Source organism: Flavobacterium sp. MAHUQ-57 (assembly GCF_051908335.1).
GTDB lineage: Bacteria > Bacteroidota > Bacteroidia > Flavobacteriales > Flavobacteriaceae > Flavobacterium.
On the sequence record NZ_JBPZTE010000007.1, the window covers coordinates 493,359 to 511,905 of the forward strand.

General features: G+C 35.2%; 17 protein-coding genes. All 17 read right to left on the reverse strand.

Annotation, left to right across the window (positions count from 1 at the left end):
- Nucleotides 1–37: 37 nt before the first annotated feature.
- Nucleotides 38–2,323, reverse strand: a complete 2,286-nt coding sequence (locus ACS8MM_RS10270; RefSeq protein ID WP_379716267.1) for a TonB-dependent receptor — start codon at nt 2,321–2,323, stop codon at nt 38–40.
- Nucleotides 2,324–2,378: 55 nt separating this feature from the next.
- Entirely contained in the window at nt 2,379–3,119 is a 741-nt protein-coding gene (locus tag ACS8MM_RS10275; protein ID WP_379716270.1) for a DUF2490 domain-containing protein, read from the reverse strand.
- A gap of 300 nt (nt 3,120–3,419) precedes the next feature.
- Nucleotides 3,420–4,862 (reverse strand): TolC family protein, encoded by a 1,443-nt coding sequence (locus tag ACS8MM_RS10280; RefSeq protein WP_379716273.1) that lies wholly within the window; start codon nt 4,860–4,862, stop codon nt 3,420–3,422.
- Nucleotides 4,846–8,061 carry an efflux RND transporter permease subunit gene (locus ACS8MM_RS10285; protein ID WP_379716276.1) on the reverse strand — a complete coding sequence of 1,072 codons (3,216 nt, stop codon included), beginning with the start codon at nt 8,059–8,061 and terminating at the stop codon, nt 4,846–4,848. Before ACS8MM_RS10285 ends, ACS8MM_RS10280 begins: the two co-directional genes overlap by 17 nt.
- 18 nt (nt 8,062–8,079) lie before the next feature.
- On the reverse strand, nt 8,080–9,162 hold the full coding sequence (locus tag ACS8MM_RS10290; RefSeq protein WP_379716279.1) for an efflux RND transporter periplasmic adaptor subunit: 1,083 nt from the start codon (nt 9,160–9,162) through the stop codon (nt 8,080–8,082).
- A gap of 273 nt (nt 9,163–9,435) precedes the next feature.
- Nucleotides 9,436–9,822, reverse strand: a complete 387-nt coding sequence (locus tag ACS8MM_RS10295; protein WP_379716283.1) for a hypothetical protein — start codon at nt 9,820–9,822, stop codon at nt 9,436–9,438.
- Between the two features lie 43 nt (nt 9,823–9,865).
- Nucleotides 9,866–10,543, reverse strand: a complete 678-nt coding sequence (locus tag ACS8MM_RS10300) for a DedA family protein (protein ID WP_379716286.1) — start codon at nt 10,541–10,543, stop codon at nt 9,866–9,868.
- An 82-nt stretch (nt 10,544–10,625) separates the two neighbouring features.
- Nucleotides 10,626–11,261: a carbonate dehydratase gene (can, locus tag ACS8MM_RS10305; protein WP_379716289.1), complete on the reverse strand. Its 636-nt coding sequence runs from the start codon at nt 11,259–11,261 to the stop codon at nt 10,626–10,628.
- 68 nt (nt 11,262–11,329) lie between these two features.
- The gene (locus tag ACS8MM_RS10310; RefSeq protein ID WP_379716292.1) at nt 11,330–11,974 is read right to left on the reverse strand and encodes a carbonic anhydrase family protein; all 645 of its coding nucleotides are present in this window, start codon (nt 11,972–11,974) and stop codon (nt 11,330–11,332) included.
- A gap of 5 nt (nt 11,975–11,979) precedes the next feature.
- The gene (locus ACS8MM_RS10315; protein WP_379716295.1) at nt 11,980–13,755 is read right to left on the reverse strand and encodes a SulP family inorganic anion transporter; all 1,776 of its coding nucleotides are present in this window, start codon (nt 13,753–13,755) and stop codon (nt 11,980–11,982) included.
- 60 nt (nt 13,756–13,815) lie between these two features.
- A complete protein-coding gene (locus tag ACS8MM_RS10320) occupies nt 13,816–14,106 on the reverse strand; it encodes a hypothetical protein (RefSeq protein ID WP_379716298.1) in 291 nt (96 codons plus the stop codon).
- A 94-nt stretch (nt 14,107–14,200) separates the two neighbouring features.
- The gene (locus ACS8MM_RS10325; RefSeq protein ID WP_379716301.1) at nt 14,201–14,542 is read right to left on the reverse strand and encodes a heavy-metal-associated domain-containing protein; all 342 of its coding nucleotides are present in this window, start codon (nt 14,540–14,542) and stop codon (nt 14,201–14,203) included.
- A 15-nt stretch (nt 14,543–14,557) separates the two neighbouring features.
- Nucleotides 14,558–16,555: a TonB-dependent receptor plug domain-containing protein gene (locus ACS8MM_RS10330; RefSeq protein WP_379716304.1), complete on the reverse strand. Its 1,998-nt coding sequence runs from the start codon at nt 16,553–16,555 to the stop codon at nt 14,558–14,560.
- A 51-nt stretch (nt 16,556–16,606) separates the two neighbouring features.
- Entirely contained in the window at nt 16,607–17,032 is a 426-nt protein-coding gene (locus ACS8MM_RS10335) for an HYC_CC_PP family protein (protein WP_379716307.1), read from the reverse strand.
- A gap of 209 nt (nt 17,033–17,241) precedes the next feature.
- Entirely contained in the window at nt 17,242–17,454 is a 213-nt protein-coding gene (locus tag ACS8MM_RS10340) for a hypothetical protein (protein WP_379716310.1), read from the reverse strand.
- Nucleotides 17,455–17,471: 17 nt separating this feature from the next.
- Nucleotides 17,472–17,708 (reverse strand): hypothetical protein, encoded by a 237-nt coding sequence (locus ACS8MM_RS10345; RefSeq protein WP_379716313.1) that lies wholly within the window; start codon nt 17,706–17,708, stop codon nt 17,472–17,474.
- A 100-nt stretch (nt 17,709–17,808) separates the two neighbouring features.
- Nucleotides 17,809–18,033 carry a hypothetical protein gene (locus ACS8MM_RS10350; protein ID WP_379716316.1) on the reverse strand — a complete coding sequence of 75 codons (225 nt, stop codon included), beginning with the start codon at nt 18,031–18,033 and terminating at the stop codon, nt 17,809–17,811.
- Nucleotides 18,034–18,547 lie beyond the last annotated feature (514 nt).

An 18,547-nucleotide genomic window follows, 5' to 3' on the forward strand; every position in this document is an offset into this window, starting at 1 on the left:
GATTTCACAATCGGGGTTTTTGTTCTATATAAAGACTTTAGAATTTCTTTTTAACACTTATAGCGATGTTCAATCCAGGTTCAGAAATATTAAATTGTCTGAATCGAGACATATGATTCACATATTGTTTATCCAAAAGATTATTAGCAGTCAATGTAAAATCTGTTGTTTTATGTGTTGTAAATAAGCCTAGGTTTATCAAATTATACCCTTTTGTTTTCAACTCATTCGCATCAACTTGATTTTGATCAAAAGTAGATGCCAAATTAATACTAAAATAACTTTTTGTAAATTTCCCAAAATCATTGAAATTGAAATATACAGTATTGGATAATTTCGTGGGTGTCATCATTGGTAAGTAGGAATCATTATCCGTATTCTTACCGTTTAGTACAGCGTATTTTGTTTCGATACGGAACCATTTCAATTTTGCAGGATGAATATCCAGTCGAGCTTCACCTCCTAGCAACTCAGCATTGGCTTGATGAAATTTGTATTCTGGCACATTTTCAGAAGGATTAGTATTGTTTGGAACCATATTCCCTGTGGGAGCGATATAGATGAAATTATTCACACGGTTGACAAAAAACGAAGTTTCAAATGTTATAGATTTCGTATCATAGACCGAACTAAAATCAAATTGATTATTGTGTTCCTTTTCAAAATTCGGGTTACCCACTTCGAATCGACGTGATTCCAATTTATAGCCGTTAGAGGTTAATTCATTCAAATTAGGTGAACGATAACCCGTAGCAAAACTCGTTCTTAAAGTTAGATTTGATACTACGTTATATGCCACACCAATAGAAGTACTAACATTATCATATGACTTTGATAGTTCAGGAATAGAATAATTCAACCCGTTGGTTTCATCCGTATTTAATTTTCTCGAATCATAACGTGCACCCAATGTAAAATTCAACTTACCATAGTCGTATTTACTAAGAGCGAAAAAACCTAAGTCATTGATGGCAGCATCCGGAATTAAAACTGTAGCGGCATTAGCACCATTTTTATTATTCTGATGCATACCTTGCATACCAAAAACAGAGGAGAATCTTCCCCATTTCGGACCAAACCATTTGGCGCTATAAGTTAGACTTTGCAGTGTCATATCTACATATTTATACCCTTTTTTCACACCCGATAATTCCTCATTTTCAGTTCTATGATTGTTTTGATAACTCAATAAAACTTCAAATTTTGATTTCCCAGTTAAAAAAGTAGAGGTAGATACTACTCGATTATCTACAACCGTATGAAAAGGTGCTTCAATTTCAAATGGGTATTTTTCCTTTTCTATATCGGTATTGATAATATCGCCATCAGGAGTAAAGACTATGTCTTTGCCATCCAAAATGCCAAAAAAAGCTTGGTTGAATGTATATTCCAAATTCGTCGAACCCCATTTACGGTCGACACCAATATATCCTTTAGCGCCGTATTCCAATAAACGGGTATTTGGTACTCGAAAAGATTGATTCTCGATAAAATAATCCGAAAACAATTTTCCTAAAGCACTAAAACCCCAATTGTATTTCTCTTTTGCTCCATCTACATTTGCTAAAGCTCTCCATCCTAAATTATTTGTAGACATAACTGTCAACGCCGATCCTCTTGTACTACCGACAGGTGCGGGTTTGGTTTTAATAAAATTAACAATTCCTCCCATCGCTTCGGGCCCATACAATAAACTTTCAGGCCCTTTAATAACTTCAATTCTTTCGATACCATTCTCATTTAAGCCGATACCATGTTCGTCATCCCATTGCTGGGTTTCAAAACGAACACCATTAAGTAAAGTCAAAACACGATTGCTTGACAAACCTCTAATTACGGGGCGAGTTACCTGAGTACCAGTTGTAATCGCATCAACTCCTGGAATCTTATTCAAAACATCCATAACAGAGAAACCTCCAACTTTTTGAATATCATCTTTGGTAACTACATCCACTTTATACGTATTTTGATTGAATTCATTCAAAAAAGAATTGGAAATTACCACTGGGTTTAATTCGATAGTATTTCGTTTTAAAAGCACATCCAAAGTTAGATTTTCTGTATTTAGCTGAACTACTTTAAGTATAGATTGATAACCTAAAAGAGAAAATTGGAGTGTAAACTCTCCTTTTGCTTTGACTTGAATCGAATAATTACCAGAGTCATCTGTTACGACGGCTTTATTCAATTCCGGAATAAAAACATATACATCTGACAATGAATTTCCGTCACTCCCATCTCTAAGATTACCTGATATAACACTTTGTGATTGTGCAAATTGTACAAATAAAAATACAAATGACAACTTAATTATTAACTTCATTACTTTTTTAAACTTTTTAATAAAATACTCACTTAGAGTTGAATTTACGATATTTTTATTCTTGTTTTTTATACCAATCAAAATTAGTAATGTAGGACAATCTTACTGTTGGATTACTTTCCTGAAATGTGTTTGGGTAATTCCATATATTCTGATGAATGTAAGACAATTGCAACTGATTTTGTTTATTGATTGAATAACCAAATCCCCCAATAATTCTATTTTGATTCAAAAATGTTTTCCCCGCATTCGAGCCTAGATTCACAAAAACCTCATCACCTAAAATAGCAAACAACTTTGTATTTCCATCTACTTTTGTTATTGGATAATTGACCAAAAACATATAACGCATTCGGTTACGATAGTCATAACGATCAACACTAAACTCTTCCGTTACAGGATCTTGTACAGTCACACCTACATAGCGTAATTCATCACGCAAACGATGGGTAAATTTAAAATCACCTGAATTATGAACAACCGTACCCTGAAACCATACATGATCTTCAGGAATACTGATTTTATTCATTGCCGGATCACCATAGGAGTATGTATTATAATGACTGTACCCAATACTTGCGGTAAACCATTTGCTAAATTGATAATCTACCGATGGTCTTACAAACCATTGCTGCTTTTCTTCAAATCCATTTGCAAAACGCAATGTGCCTTCAAAAGTGAAAGACAATTTCTTGGTTAAATTATTTTTCCCAACATAATGCGTCCAAATATTCGTATTGCTATTTTTTATTTGTCCATTACTATTTTGGATTGATCCAAAAATTAGTATTCCCATTAGGAAAATCGATTTGATGCGATTCAATTTTAGCATATTCTTATTCTATTAAGGTATTTGATTAATTGAAAAAAGGATTCATTCGATAGTCACAGACAATCCAAATCAATGACATTTAAATCTCGTTTATTATGCCAAAGTTGATTCTATTTCCAAGAAGTTTGTAAATATACTTCCTTTACTAATTTTTATCAATACCATACCAACAAAAACCTCATCCCAAAACCATTTTCACTTTGGAAAAAGAAAGCTATTATGCCGAAGCACAATAACTTTCTAAGTAAATAACCAACTACTATATCAATTCCAACCGCCACCTAATGCTTTGTAGATGCTAACCATTGCATTCAACTGTTGCATCTTGGTTTCCACTAAATCAAATTTAGATTCCAATGCATCGCGTTGAGTTAACAATACTTCCATATAATCTGCCCTAGCAGAACGGAACAACTCATTTGAGATTGCAACCGAGGCCGTCAATGCTTCCACTTGTTTGAATCTTAAATCATAGCTTTTCTTCAAATTGTCAATTTTAGAAACCTGATTCGCCACTTCTACATACCCATTCAAAATAGTTTGTTCGTACTTATAAACCGCTTGAATTTGTTTCGCATTAGCAGTATTATAACTGGCTTTTATAGCATTCCTATTGATCAAAGGCGCCATTAAATCTCCTGCGAGAGAATACAATAACGATTCCGGTTTGAAAAGATAATTAGGATCAAAAGCTTTATATCCAATTCCAGCTGAAATCCCTAAGGATGGATAAAAACGCGCTTTAGCAGATTTCACATCCAATTTGCTTGCTTCTAATTCAAATTCAGCCTGTCTGATATCAGGTCGGTTACCCAACAACTGTGAAGGAATACCAGTATAAATCATTTCCGGTATAATATCAGTAAATACCATCGAACTTCTGTCTACGTGCTGTGGATAGCGGCCAATTAGGAAATTAATTCGGTTTTCCGCTTCAACGATTTTCTGTTGCACTTCAAACTGCAGACTTTTTGTTTTTAATACCTCAGCTTCAAACTTTCGGACAGCTAATTCAGTAACACGTGCTGCATCTTTTTGAATTTTAACAATCTCCAACACATTGCTTTGAATTTCGATATTCTGATAAATAATTTGCAATTGGTTATCCAAAGCCAATAATTCATAATACGAATTGGCAATTTCAGCCACCATATTGGTCACCATGAAATTTTTACCTTCTACAGAAGAAAGATAACGGTTGACAGCCGCTTTTTTTCCATTGCGTAATTTTTTCCAGATATCGATTTCCCAATTGGTGTATATTCCGAGATTAAAATCTTTCAAGGGCTCAGGCATTTCTTTACCAGGTTTAATTTCTGTTGTTGCTTCCATCGCACCAATATTAGTAAAACGCGCTACTTTGTCTACCGAAGCACCGCCTCTTAATCCAACAGTTGGAAGGTATTCTCCTTTTCGGGCTCTAATTTCATTTTTAGCGATTTCGATTTCCTGCATCGTAATATTCAACTCTTGATTGTTTTTCAATGCTATATCTATTAAAGCTTGCAAATAAGGATCTTTGAAAAACGTTTTCCAAGAAATTCGGCCTGAATTCATTGTGTCTTTAGTTGTTCCGGCAAACATTTCAGGAACCGATTTATTTTCTTTTCGTTCTACAGTTGAAAATGTTTTACAACCTACCATACTTATAAAAAGAATGGTTCCAACAATAAATCTGTAACTGCGATTTTTATTTAACTTCATCATTCTTTTCCGTTGTTTGATTATGTGTATTAAAACCATCCATAAGATGAACCAATTCATCCGACAAAGAGCTTTCGTCTTCATCTTTAATTAATTTTCTTCCATCGGCCAAAGAACCAAAAATATAGTACAATCCTGGAACAATGACCACACCGAAAATTGTTCCGAAAAGCATTCCGCCCAAAGCTGCTGCACCAATGGTTTTATTACCAATAGCACCTGCGCCTGTAGCAATTATCAACGGAATCAATCCAGCAATAAAAGCGAACGATGTCATCAAAATTGGTCTAAAACGAACTTTAGCTCCTTCAATTGCCGCATCTAGAATAGAAAACCCTTCATTCCGCTTCTGTATAGCAAACTCTACAATAAGCACAGCATTTTTACCGAGCAAACCGACGAGCATAATGAGTCCAATTTGGGCATAAATATTATTCTCCAGTCCCATGGCTTGAAGCAAGAAGAACGAACCGAAAACACCCACAGGTAGTGAAAAAATTACGGATAACGGGATAATAAAACTTTCATACTGTGCTGCGAGAACAAAATACACGAACAACAGAACGATTCCGAAAATATAAATTGACTCATTCCCTTTATTCGATTCATCATAGGAAAGTCCTTCCCATGCTATATCGTATCCTTTCGGCAAAGAAACTTCTGCAACTTCCCGAATAGCTTTAATCGCATCGGCAGTAGTATAACCCTCAGCCGGCAATCCCTGAATAGCAGATGAATTATACATATTGTAGCGAGTAATTTCATTTGGCCCCTGCCCTTTTTTAAGTGTCATAAAAGCAGAATAAGGCACCATTTCCCCTTTATCATTTTTCACATAAAGATTCAGAATATCCGTTGGCAATCTTCGGTATTTTGGATCGGATTGAACATATACCTTGAAGAAACGTCCGTATTTAATAAAGCCTTGTTCGTAAGTACTACCAATTAGAATATTCAAGTTTTCCATGGCTTTCCCGATGGAAACCCCTTTCTGCATTGCGAGTTCATTATTAATTTCAAGTTCGTATTGCGGATAATTTGCGGCGAAGAAAGTAAACAATCCCGTTAATTCCTTGCGCTTACCTAGATCTTCCATGAATTTTTTATTCACTTTATCGAAATCCTGATAATCGGTAGTGGTATTTTTATCCAACAAACGCATTGAAAAACCTCCAGATGCCCCGAATCCAGGAATTGCAGGTGGTTCGAAGTATTCCACAATAGCTCCCAGTCCATGAGATTTCTCCTCCAACTCTTCCATAATTTCTTTAACCGTATGCTTGCGTTCGTCCCAAGGTTTTAAGTTGATCAAACATGTACCTGCATTCGAACCACGACCTTCGGTCATGATTTCATAGCCCGCTAAAGACGAAACTGACTCTACACCGTCCACTTTTTCACAGATTTTCTGTAATTTCTGAGAAACATGATTCGTTGTTTCCAAAGTAGAACCCGGGGGCGTTTGAATGATTGCATAAATGGTTCCTTGATCTTCGATTGGTATAAATCCCGAAGGAAGAATTTGATTTTCAACAAATATACCGGCACAGAAAACCGCCAAGATACCAAAAGTAAGTACCCTTCTGTTTACAATAGCTTTTAACAAAGTCACGTATTTCCCAGTAAGCTTATCAAAAGCTTGATTAAAACGATCTAAAGATTTCGTTAATAAATTCTGTTTTTTAGGATGCCCGTGATGATTTTTCAGCATCATGGCACACAAAACCGGAGTTAAGGTAAGTGCTATCAGTGCTGAAATTACTATGGAACTTGCCATTGTAATAGAGAACTGACGGTAAAAAGTTCCAACTGGACCAGACATGAACGATATTGGTAAGAAAACCGAAACCATAACCGCAGTAATAGCAATAACAGCACCGGCAATTTCACCTAACACTTTTTTAACCGCTTGGTATGGAGTGATATTTGGAAATTCTTCAAACTTGGCATGCACTGCCTCAACGACGACGATCGCATCATCGACAACAATTCCAATAGCGAGAACTAGCGCAAAAAGCGTTACCAAGTTGATGGAAAGACCAAAAAACTGTATTACAAAGAAAGCACCAATAAGCGAAACCGGAACAGCCAAAATTGGAATCAATGTGGAACGCCAGTCTCCTAAAAAGACAAACACCACTAGCGCCACCAGAATAAAAGCATCTCGCAAAGTATCGATAACTTGGTCTATTGAGGCATCTAAGAATTGAGAAACATCATAGCTAATTTTGTAATCCATTCCTGGAGGGAACGACGCTTTCATTTCTTCCAGTTTACCTTTGATTTCGTCAATCACTTCACTAGCATTACTTCCATAATTTTGTTTTAATACGATAGCAGCTGAAGGATGACCATCCAAATTGGAGTAAATATCAAAGAATTCACTACCCAGCTCTACTTTACCAATATCTTTCAAATGGATACTTTCTCCATCTGAATTGGCTCGGATAATTACATTTTCATATTCTTTAGGTTCGCTATAACGGCCTTTATAGGTCAGAACATATTCTAGAGATTGTGCGGCGATACCCGAGCTTTGTCCGATTCGTCCCGGACGACCGATAATACTTTGTTCGCCCAAAGCTTCCATTACCTCATCAACAGAAATATTATAAGCTCGCATACGTTCAGGGTTCAACCAAACACGCATCGCATAGGTTCTACTTCCTAATATTTGTGAACGTGCCACCCCTTTTAGACGGTTTATCTCCGGAATCATCTTTACACTTGCGTAGTTATACAAGAATTTTTCATCCATTCCTTTATCTTTGGAGTAAAGATTCACGTACATCAACATACTTGGTTGAATAGGCGTAATTACAACGCCTTCACGCTGCACCAATTCAGGCAATAATGGCATCACTTGGTCTACCCTGGTTTTAACACGAACAACCGCCTGATTCGGATCGGTTCCGGGTTCAAAAATAATACGTAGAGTAGCCTCTCCGGCGCTAGTAGCATCTGTAGCAATGTAACGCATCCCTTCTACCCCATTAATTGAGTTTTCTAGGGTAATCAAGGTAGATTTGACCAATACATCGGCACTAGCTCCTGGATAGGCAATAAATATGTTTACTGTTGTTGGGGCAATTTGAGGGAATTGAGATATTGGCATTTGTTTGATAGCCAAAGTTCCCACAAAAAGTATCATGATTGAAATTACAATCGCGAATACGGGTCTCTGTATAAATTTGCTAAACATTTTTTCTATTCTTTTAAATTATTCAGCATACAATTCCAAATGAGAAAGTACATGAGTCGCATTCTCTATTTTATACTCTATTTTTTCGTTTTCTTTCACTTGGCGTAAGCCTTCTAAAAGAATTTTATCTCCTAGAGTCAAACCACTATTAATAGCAAAAATATGTGGCAATTCGGCTGCAATGGTAATTGCTCTCGATTTTACTTCATTGTTTTTATCAATCACATAAACGTATTTCTTTTCCAATACTTCAAAAGTGGCTTTCTGTGGAATCAACAGGGCGTTTTTTAGAGGAATGGTGGTTTGAATATTACCGGTTTCACCATGTCGTAACAACCCCTTCGGATTGGGAAATGTAGCTCTGAAAGCGATGTTTCCGGTTTCATTGTTAAAATCAGCTTCAATAGTCTCAACAATTCCGTGATAAGCAAACGGCTCATTATTGGCCATGATTAAATTCACTTTCGATTTACCGTAGCTCGCTTTCGATTTATAGTCCAAATATTCAGATTCTGGGACATTGAAATACACCCACATTTTACTGTTATCCGATAAATTGGTTAGAAGATCACCTTCTTCCAGCAAACTTCCCAATCGGACGTGAAACTTATCCACGATACCATCAAAAGGCGCTCTTATTTCTGTGAATTGCAAATGCACTTTCATTAAAGCCAATTCAGCATTAGCCTTATCTAATTTTGCCTTAGCCATAGCTAATTCATTAGGAGAAACAACATTTTTGTCCGCTAATTTTTTGGTATTTTGGTATTCAATTTTAACAAAATTGGCTTCCGCTTGAGCCTTTTGCACCTCTGCCTGATATAAATTCGGCATGATTTGGAATAACAGTTGTCCTTTGCGTACAAACTGCCCTTCATCAACAAATATCTTTTGTAAATAACCTCTTTCTTGTGCTCTCAATTCAATATGATTGGAAGCATGTATCTGACACACATAATCTTTTGTAATAATAGTATCTTTTTTTACTGGTGTAGTAACTAAAAAGTGTGTTTTCTCTTCTTTTTCTTCTTTTTTAGATTCGCAGCTTGCATTCAACAACAATGTCAACAAACCAGCAAGCAATAAAAACTTTCTTGCCATAACTAGGTAATAATAAATAGATTAAAATAATTTTAGGTAAAAAAAGTAGCCCATTTTCTGTAGTAGAAAAACGGATACAAATAAGGCTTAGCAACTGAAGATGTATTCTCAGACGAACCCATCACTTTCGAAAAAGCAAAAAATAGCAAACATCCAGACCAATAATGCAGTAATTCAGCAAAAACTACATTTTGTCCAACATGCAAACAATTTACTACAAAATAAATTCAGTTTAGTAAGCACTTTCAGGACTGATTGACAGCCAAGAATGCATTAAATAAGATGGAATTTCCACTTGCAGAACAGCGCATACAATGGAAGTTTGGTGATTTTATGGAATTGATGTACTACGGAGAGCTCCGTTTCTTCCATATCAAGAGCTAGACCTTGTATTGAAAAGTTTTCAAAGGTCAAAAACTCGAAATCGTCTAATTCGATTTCGGATAAATCTTCCTGAACTTCATCAGGTATTGAATTGATTTGATAAACCTTAGTTCCTACAGAAACTTTATGAACAAAAGAGAATGGTTTACCTTTTTCGGGTTGGGTATCACCTATGAAACCTTTTCCCGACATGTTGAAAACCAACAACAATGCAGCCATCAAAGAGAATAATCTCTTCGAACAATTCAAGGCTCTATATTTACTGGTATACAACATCTTTATTTTGAGGCAACAAAACTAAAAAAATATTTCTTATGAATTACTCAATATGCACTCTTTTCTTAAAAAGCTTCCAAAGAACCGGAAGCGTTGTAAAGGCTACAATTCCTATAACAATAAATTCGATATAATGTTTTAAATCGATTCCATAAGCATTCAAAAAGAAAGCGTGTAGATAATGACCGGCAAAAATCATAGAAAAAGACCACAAAAAAGAACCAAGAATATTGTAATACATAAATTTCTTTTTGTCCATAGAAACAATTCCAGCCACTATCGGAGCAAAAGTTCGTACGATAGGCAAGAAACGTGCAAAAACAATCGCTCTGTTTCCGTATTTTTCAAAAAAGTCTTTGGCTTGGTATAGGTATTTCTTTTTGAAGAAAAAAGTATCTTTTTGATTGTATAGGTAGCTACCGCTTTTGGCTCCAAACCAATAACCAGTCATATTTCCTAAGATTCCCATTAGCGATACCAAAGATGCAAAAACAGTAACATTAAGAAAATCATTCCCTAATGAAATTTGCTGCATTAATGTTTCACTATAAATTCCTGCAAGAAACAACAAACTATCTCCAGGAAGGAAGAAACCTGCCAACAATCCTGTTTCAGCAAAAACAATAAACAATACAACAAGCAAACCTATTTTAATTCCTCCAAATTCCAATAAAATATAGAATTCTGGATTTAGTAACTGCAACCAATTGAAATCTTCCATTCGGTAAAAATAAATATTTATAAAAAAGGCGAAGGTACTACAAATAGCACAATCGCCTAAATTTTTAGTTATTAAATTAATCTTAAATATCTAACTGATACAATTCGTGTAAATCTTCATTACTTGAAAAGTTCACATCCAAATCGGTAACATAACCCGAATTTAGTCCATAAACCCACCCGTGCAAAAACAATTCTTGACCGTTTTTCCAAGCATTTTGAACGATAGATGTTTTGGCCAAATTGAGTACTTGTTCCTTTGTATTGAGTTCAACAAATCTATTAAAACGCTCTTCTTCATCTTCAATCACCACCAGCTTGTCTTTATTCAATCGATAAATATCTTTAATATGTCTGATCCAGTTATCAATTATACCATACGAACTGTTTCCCATGGCTGCCTTTACTCCACCACAACCATAGTGACCACATACAATTACATGTTTTACTTTTAACACGTTTACGGCATAGTCCAACACACTCAACATATTCATATCGCTATGAATAACCATGTTAGCGATATTACGGTGAACAAAAACCTCACCTGATTTCGTCCCGGTGATTTCGTTCGCTGGAACCCGACTGTCTGAGCAGCCTATCCATAGAAGTGGAGGATTTTGTCCTTTAGACAAATCTTCGAAAAAGTTAGGATCTTGCCCTAACTTCTCTTCTACCCACTTTTTATTATTGTCCAGTATCCTTTTATAAAAATCGCTCATGTTATGTTTTTAAACAAAATTAAATTAGTAATTATTCCATTACTAAGGTGAAAGTTAATCAATATTGATTAAGCTTTTACGAATTCGCTATCATTATAGAATTGAACTTCTCCGGTTTCAACGTTATACATCGCTCCGATAATTCCAATCTCTCCATTTTCAATCATTTCAGCTAAAATATGGCTACGTTGCAAAACTGATTTTACCATTCTTTTCACATTGATCTCTGCAACGTTTTCAACGAATTCTGCATTTTTTGAAGTTCTTTCCTCTTTTGTAGTTTGCTCTTCGTAAACTGCTGGTTGCAATTTTGATAAAAGTTCTGTCAAGTTACCCATTTCAACATGATCACACGCCCCTTTTACTGCACCACATTTTGTATGACCTAAAACTACAATCAGTTTTGATCCAGCTACTTTACACGCAAATTCCATACTTCCTAGAATATCCGTATTGACAACATTACCTGCAATACGAATAGAGAAAACATCTCCTAATCCCTGGTCAAAAATCAATTCTGCAGATGTACGGCTGTCGATACAGCTCAAAATCGTCGCGAAAGGCCACTGTCCTTCGCTTGTATCATTTACTTGCTCCAATAAATCACGGTGCAATTTCAGATTATTAACAAATCGGCTGTTCCCTTCTTTTAATAATTCTAATGCTTTTTTTGGTGTTATTTGTGATTGTAATTCTTTATTTAAAGTTCTCATAATTATTATTTTGTTGTGTGTTCTACGTAAATGTGTTTTTCTTCTTCTCCGGTATTTTCTAACTCATAGGCTTTCTTAAAACCTACCAGTTTCACCTTGATATTTTCTTCTTTTGCTCTAATTTTTTTGAATTCTTTAATCAAATCCAACACATCGTGTGCAATATATACTGTATCCGAAGCATTGATTACAACTTTTGAATTTTCAGGAATTGAAGACAAAGTAGCCTTGATTGCCGCTTTATTTAGAAAGGAAACCTCTTGAGCCAAATCGATATGAATTACATCTCCATCCTGATATTCTTGCTTTCTGAAATTATACGCTCGTTGCATATTCCCTTTCAGAATAAAAATCACACTGATGATTAAACCCAAGGCAACTCCTTTTAACAAATCAGTAAATACAACTGCAATGGTTGTGGCAAAAAAAGGAAAATACAAATATTGATTTCTTAAAATTGTTTTCTTGAAATCCGGATTATTCATCCAGCGATTTACTATATTTCCTATTTGTAACACTAAAAGTAAAGCAACAATACCCCAAGTAATCGACGTGAACTCAGTATTATCATAAGCTACTTTCAAACCAATTAGGGATAAGATTAAGACATTGATACTTGTTGGCATAAATTTAGCAAAATGCTTGATATTAGGCACAGCCAATTTATAACCTACTAAAAGTAATACAGCAGCTAATGTAGCCAATGGAATTTTATTCAAAAGGAATGGTATAGAAACCGCACTCACAAGGAGCAAAATACCATGTGTAATTGCCGCCATTTTTGTTTGCGCACCGGCATTGGCATTGGCAGAAGTTCTAACCACTACTGAAGTCATCGGTAAACCTCCTAAAAGAGAGCTAATAATATTTCCAACTCCTTGCGCTTTCAATTCGATATTGGTATCGGTATATCGTTTATGCACATCCATGCGGTCTGCTGCCTCAATACACAAAAGCGTTTCAATAGATGCCACAACAGCAATCGTTATCGCAACAATCCACACTTCTTTATTACCAATATGCGAAAAATCAGGGAAAAGGAAACTTTGTTTGAATTCATCAAATGTTTTTGGAACAGGCAAACTTACCAAATGATCACCGGAAATGGCTAAAGAACTTCCCGAACTGATAAAAATCTGATTAATCGTAACACCAGCCACAACAGCAACTAGAGCTGCCGGAACTAATTTTAAATCGCGAAGAAAAGGAACTTTTGTCCATCCGATTAAGATACATAACGACACCAAAGCAACAATTACAGCTCCAGGATGAATGTTCCCAACTACAGAAAACAGTTCTGAAAATGTATTTTCACCATCGGGCTGCAAAAAAGAAAAATCTCCTTCGTAATCCTTATCATACCCTACTGCATGTGGAATTTGTTTCAAGAAAATAATGATACCGATACCTGCCAACATCCCTTCAATTACATTATTAGGAAAATAGTTGGAAATTGTGCCGGCTTTAATAAAACCCAAAACAATTTGAAAGATACCAGCAATCAAGACCGCCAACAAGAAAGCTTCAAAACTTCCTAATGAGGTAATTGCTGTCAACACAATTGCGGTTAATCCCGCTGCGGGACCTGAAACGGAAATATGTGATTTACTCAATGAACCAACAACAATTCCACCTACAACTCCGGAAATAATCCCAGAAAACAACGGAGCACCCGATGCCAAAGCGATACCTAAACACAAAGGCAACGCTACTAAAAAAACCACTAATCCAGCAGGAATGTCTGAACTAAGGCTTCCAAAAATATTTACTTTTTTTGTCATAACCCTTAACAATTTTTAAAACAATATTTTGCTCCGGAACTTTTCCGAAGAACTATTAGTTTAAACTTGTTCGGGAGGAGGAAAGAATGATAGTGAATCAGAAGAATAATCTTTCAATAAATATTCTTCAAAATTGTTTTGAGTAGTCTCTTTAAAAATGAAATCTTGAAAAACATTCTTTTCAAACACAACTTCGGCTTTCACTTCTTTGGTGTTTTTATGTTGTTCTTCTTCCTCCGTAATATTAAAAGTAAAAGCCGCATCATTTTTCTCATTGATTATACAAACGACAATCGAAGAAAACTGAAACAGTATAAAAACCACTAATACTATTTTGGTAAAAAATTTCATGAGGCGAAAATATCACTTTAATATCAAATATCAAAAGACTTAACATTTTCTTATCAAGAAAAAAGCCTTGATTCAAGATCAAGGCTTCATTGTATTATTTCACTCTTTCGTATTGACAGCAGGCGTGAAGTTTTTCATAATCAGCATCTGTGGCTTTTACATTTTTGGTATCGTGACCTGCTTTTGCAATGGCTTTTTCCACCTCTTTCATATTGCACTTTTCCTCATTCAGAATTAAATGCAAAGTTGTGTCATCAGCATGCCAAACTGCGCTTTTCACGCCACTAACCGAAAATGCAGCTTTTTCGATACGTTTCTTACACATTTCACAATTACCATTGACCTCAACATTATACTTGGCATTTTTATTCTTTTTTTCCTGAGCCAATGTTGTTAATCCAATCATAAGCATCACCATCAAAACTAGATTCTTCATATGTTTCTTTTTTTATTATTTTACTTTAAAACGCAGTCCGGCATAGAACATTTTTCCAAAAACCGGCGCATATATAACAGACGTATCAAAATTTGTTCCAAAAGGAGCATCTGCACCTACAATTGCTTTTCCTTGCTTATAATTTCCTAAATTCTCAGCACCAACATACATTTCAAAAGTGGATGAAAAAGTACGGGTTATTTGTGAATTCATCACTATAAAAGAAGGAGAAACTGACGGCAACTGACCTTCTGTATTTGGCAATTGTTGTTTTCCAAGCCAGTTCAGCGTATAATCAAACCTCCATTGCTGCCCTTTTTCTTTGATATGCGTTTCAAACTCTAGATTAGTAAAAAAACGATGCTTTGCCTGTAATGGTCTCTGAAAACTACCCGAATTGTAATCCGTTTTGATATCATAGTATTTATACGCCGAACGGAAATTCAAGTGTTTGATAATTTCAGTATTGAATTCAACCTGCAAACTATTTGCGAAAGATTTGCCTTTCAGATTGTAGAAATCTACTTGACCGCTTCCTTGAAACAAATCTACAACCACTTGATTTTGGAAGTCGGTACGGTAAAAATCCACCGAAGCATCCGATTTCATTCCGAACAAGTCAAATTTCTGAAAGAAACCAAATCCATAATTCCAGGCAATTTCGGGATCCAATCCGTAAATTTTACCTCCATTATCTAGTACATTAAAACTTCTAGAGCTACCGAACAATTGTTGATTTTCAGCAAAGATATTAGCCGAACGCTTTCCTCTACCTGCCGAAAAACGAATAACAGCACCTTCCCACGGATTGTAACGCGTATGCAATCTTGGTGTTGCAAATACTCCCAATCGATTATGATAGTCCATTCGGCCGCCTAAAATCATACTGAATTTATCCCCATCATCATATGTATATTCAAAAAACGCACCTAAAGAGTTGTCTCTTCGGCTCACATCATCAGTGTTTACAAACTCCTGATAGTCATCAAAAGCAAAATTCAATCCAGTTGCAAATTTATGCATGGTATTATTGATAATCGAATTGAAAATCAGATTAGAATACCAGCTTTTTTGCTTTATATCATACGTTCGTAAACCAAAATACGATTGTTGGCTATGTGAAGTATAGGCATTTTGAAATCCGATACTTTGGTAGGGCATATCCTTCCATACATAGCCTAATTTAGAAGAAAAATCGAAACGCTCGGTATTGATTTCAGAACCCCAATAGGTTGTAGTCAATTTATGCACATTCGGATCAAAATCTATCTGACCAGTTTGCTTTTCATCGTTCATATATCTGAAATTTAAAAAGCTCACCCATCCTTTTTCTGGATTAGCGTACTGCCAGCGATTCATAACATTTATTTGATTTCCCAATGGATTATCAAGAAATCCATCATCATTCATATCGTTTTTAGCCACACGCATATTGCCGTGAACCAACAAACTCGTAGACCACAAACTATCTATTTTTTGTGTAAGGTGCGTATTCAATTCGAAACGCGAATCGGTAGAACCGTAGGCATTCAAGAAGAAAGGGATTTCTTTAGCTGGCTTAAGCAATTCGGTGTTGATTTGACCGGAAATACTCTCAAAACCATTAATAACACTACCCGCACCTTTGGTAATCTGAATGCTTTCCACCCATGTTCCGGGTGTAAAAGACAATCCGAAAGCTTGTGAAGCACCACGTACTGATGGGATATTTTCTTCCGCTATCAATAAATACGGACTAGTTAGTCCCAGCATTTTAATTTGCTTCGTTCCCGTTAAAGCATCCGAGAAATTGACATCAATAGACGGATTGGTTTCGAAACTTTCTGCCAAGTTACAGCAAGCTGCTTTTAATAATTCTTTACTGGATAAGACAGTAGTATTTGTTGCTTTTAGTAATGATTTTTGTGTTTTCGCTCTTTTGGCTTCAACCTTTACAGTCTGTAAAGTATCCTGCGTTTGTGCAGAAGCATGTAGAGATAGAAAAACAACAAAAAACATAAATATATTTTTCATTGTATTAGTAATTAAATGTTTATAAAATCAAATCCGATTAAAAAACATCAATCACGCGTAGAAAATGTACTGGGAGTATAATTGGTATAAAGGAGGAGCGTTCGTATCACAGTAAAACGAAGGGTTTTCACTTTTCTCTACGACTTCATCAGTAGAAAAATAGGGAGAAGAATTCCAGAAATCGAAACCTACAAAAGTTGCCAAATCCAAATGAAAGGTTTTGACTAAAACATTTTCAGTAGTTGTTTTTTCGATTTCAACTTTACTGTTTTTACAACATGCCTTATGGCTATTTTCTTGTCCGCAACATGCTTTATTAACTTCAACTTTCTGTTCTACACAAAGTTCTTCGGTTTTATAACTAAAAGAAACGCCAGAAATCTTTCCTTCACAATAATGCACACTGAAAGCCATTCCAACATTGGAAACCAATATCAGAAATGACAATAGAAATACTATGTGTTTTTTTATTTTCATGTTGCTAACTGGGACCAAAAGTAGGCATTTTTTAGAAAATCAATTATAAAATCTTGTTAATTGATTTGCTCCGTATTGGCAACGTATAATCCTTAATCACTTTTTACCAAAACTGCTAAAGGTTTCTAACATCTTACCACAGTCAAGTAGAAACTACACAAAAAAGGTTGCCTTTTCAGCAACCTCCTTTTTATTTTTTTGTTCAAACTCTATTTGGCATGTACTTCATATCGTTGAATATCAAGAACAGCTTCGTTATTATCTAGCCTACCATTACCGTTCGCATCGTCATAAAAAACGGCTGTAATCGTATTACCAAATCTTGATGTAGTTACTTGTACATTTCGTACTGCGCCACCACAAATTGAGGTCAACTCCTTATCGTTTAACCCGTGATTTTTTAAATCAGTTATCCTTTTCATCTTACTTGCATTAATTATTAAACAGCTTCATTACTGATTTGGATTTGTCTTCTAAACTGCATGGTAGTTGTAATCTTGTCACCCGAGCTTAAAGTCCCGTCTCCATCCACATCGGTGTAATAAATAACCGTTACATAAGCATACCCGTCTCCGGGGCGGTATTCTTGATAATGCCTTCTAGTTTCTCCGCCTCTTACACAAGTCATTTCTGATTGTTTTAAGCTTTGTGATTTAAAATTTTCAATAGCTTTCATATGTATTACAATTAAAATTAGGATTCCCAAATATTTTTAAGTCAATTGGGTTTTTGACATTCATTCTACTGCGATGATCAAATTGGTTTTTGAATATCTTTTATTCCAATTGAGTAGCAACACAGGTTAATGAAACTTCCTCTGATAATATTTGATCACCAGCACCTAATTTTCCATCACCATTGACATCATTGTAAGTATAAACACGTACATAAAACGTTCCATAAATAGGTCTGCAAGCAGTTCTTGTTTCACCAGCACCTTTAACCATAGCCTTTGCAATTTTGCTTAATTCATTGTTTTTGAAGTTTTCGATTGATTTCATTATTAAAAAGTTTTAACTTATTACTTTTCCAACATTTTAAGTCAATGGAATTTCTGACTACTGTCTTTTTGTTTTCTTTCAAAATTCTTCAGAAGCTGAACAAGTGAGAACAGTGAGTCAAAATTCATTTTTTAAATTGTCATTTGAAAATCACAAAAACATGATTTTATAAAAAAATGCACACAAGAAAAATCGCAACTCATTAATTATCAATAATAAAAATAAAAAAACGTATAAAAGCAATTTACATTACAAGAAAGAGCCAACATGCTATTACCAACATAAAAAGTGGTTACAAATAATTAAAACATAAACTAATGATTGGGCAATAACTAATCGAAACGAATAACCGTTCAAGGAAATATTGGATAAGAAAATGCCATTCACTGAACAAGAATAGACATTTACCGTACCATACAATGTAGGGAGAAACATTACAAACCACAGCATGAAGTTGTACAACAACCGCAAGCCTATATGAAGTAAAAGTGATTTAATTTGAATGAAAAAATCT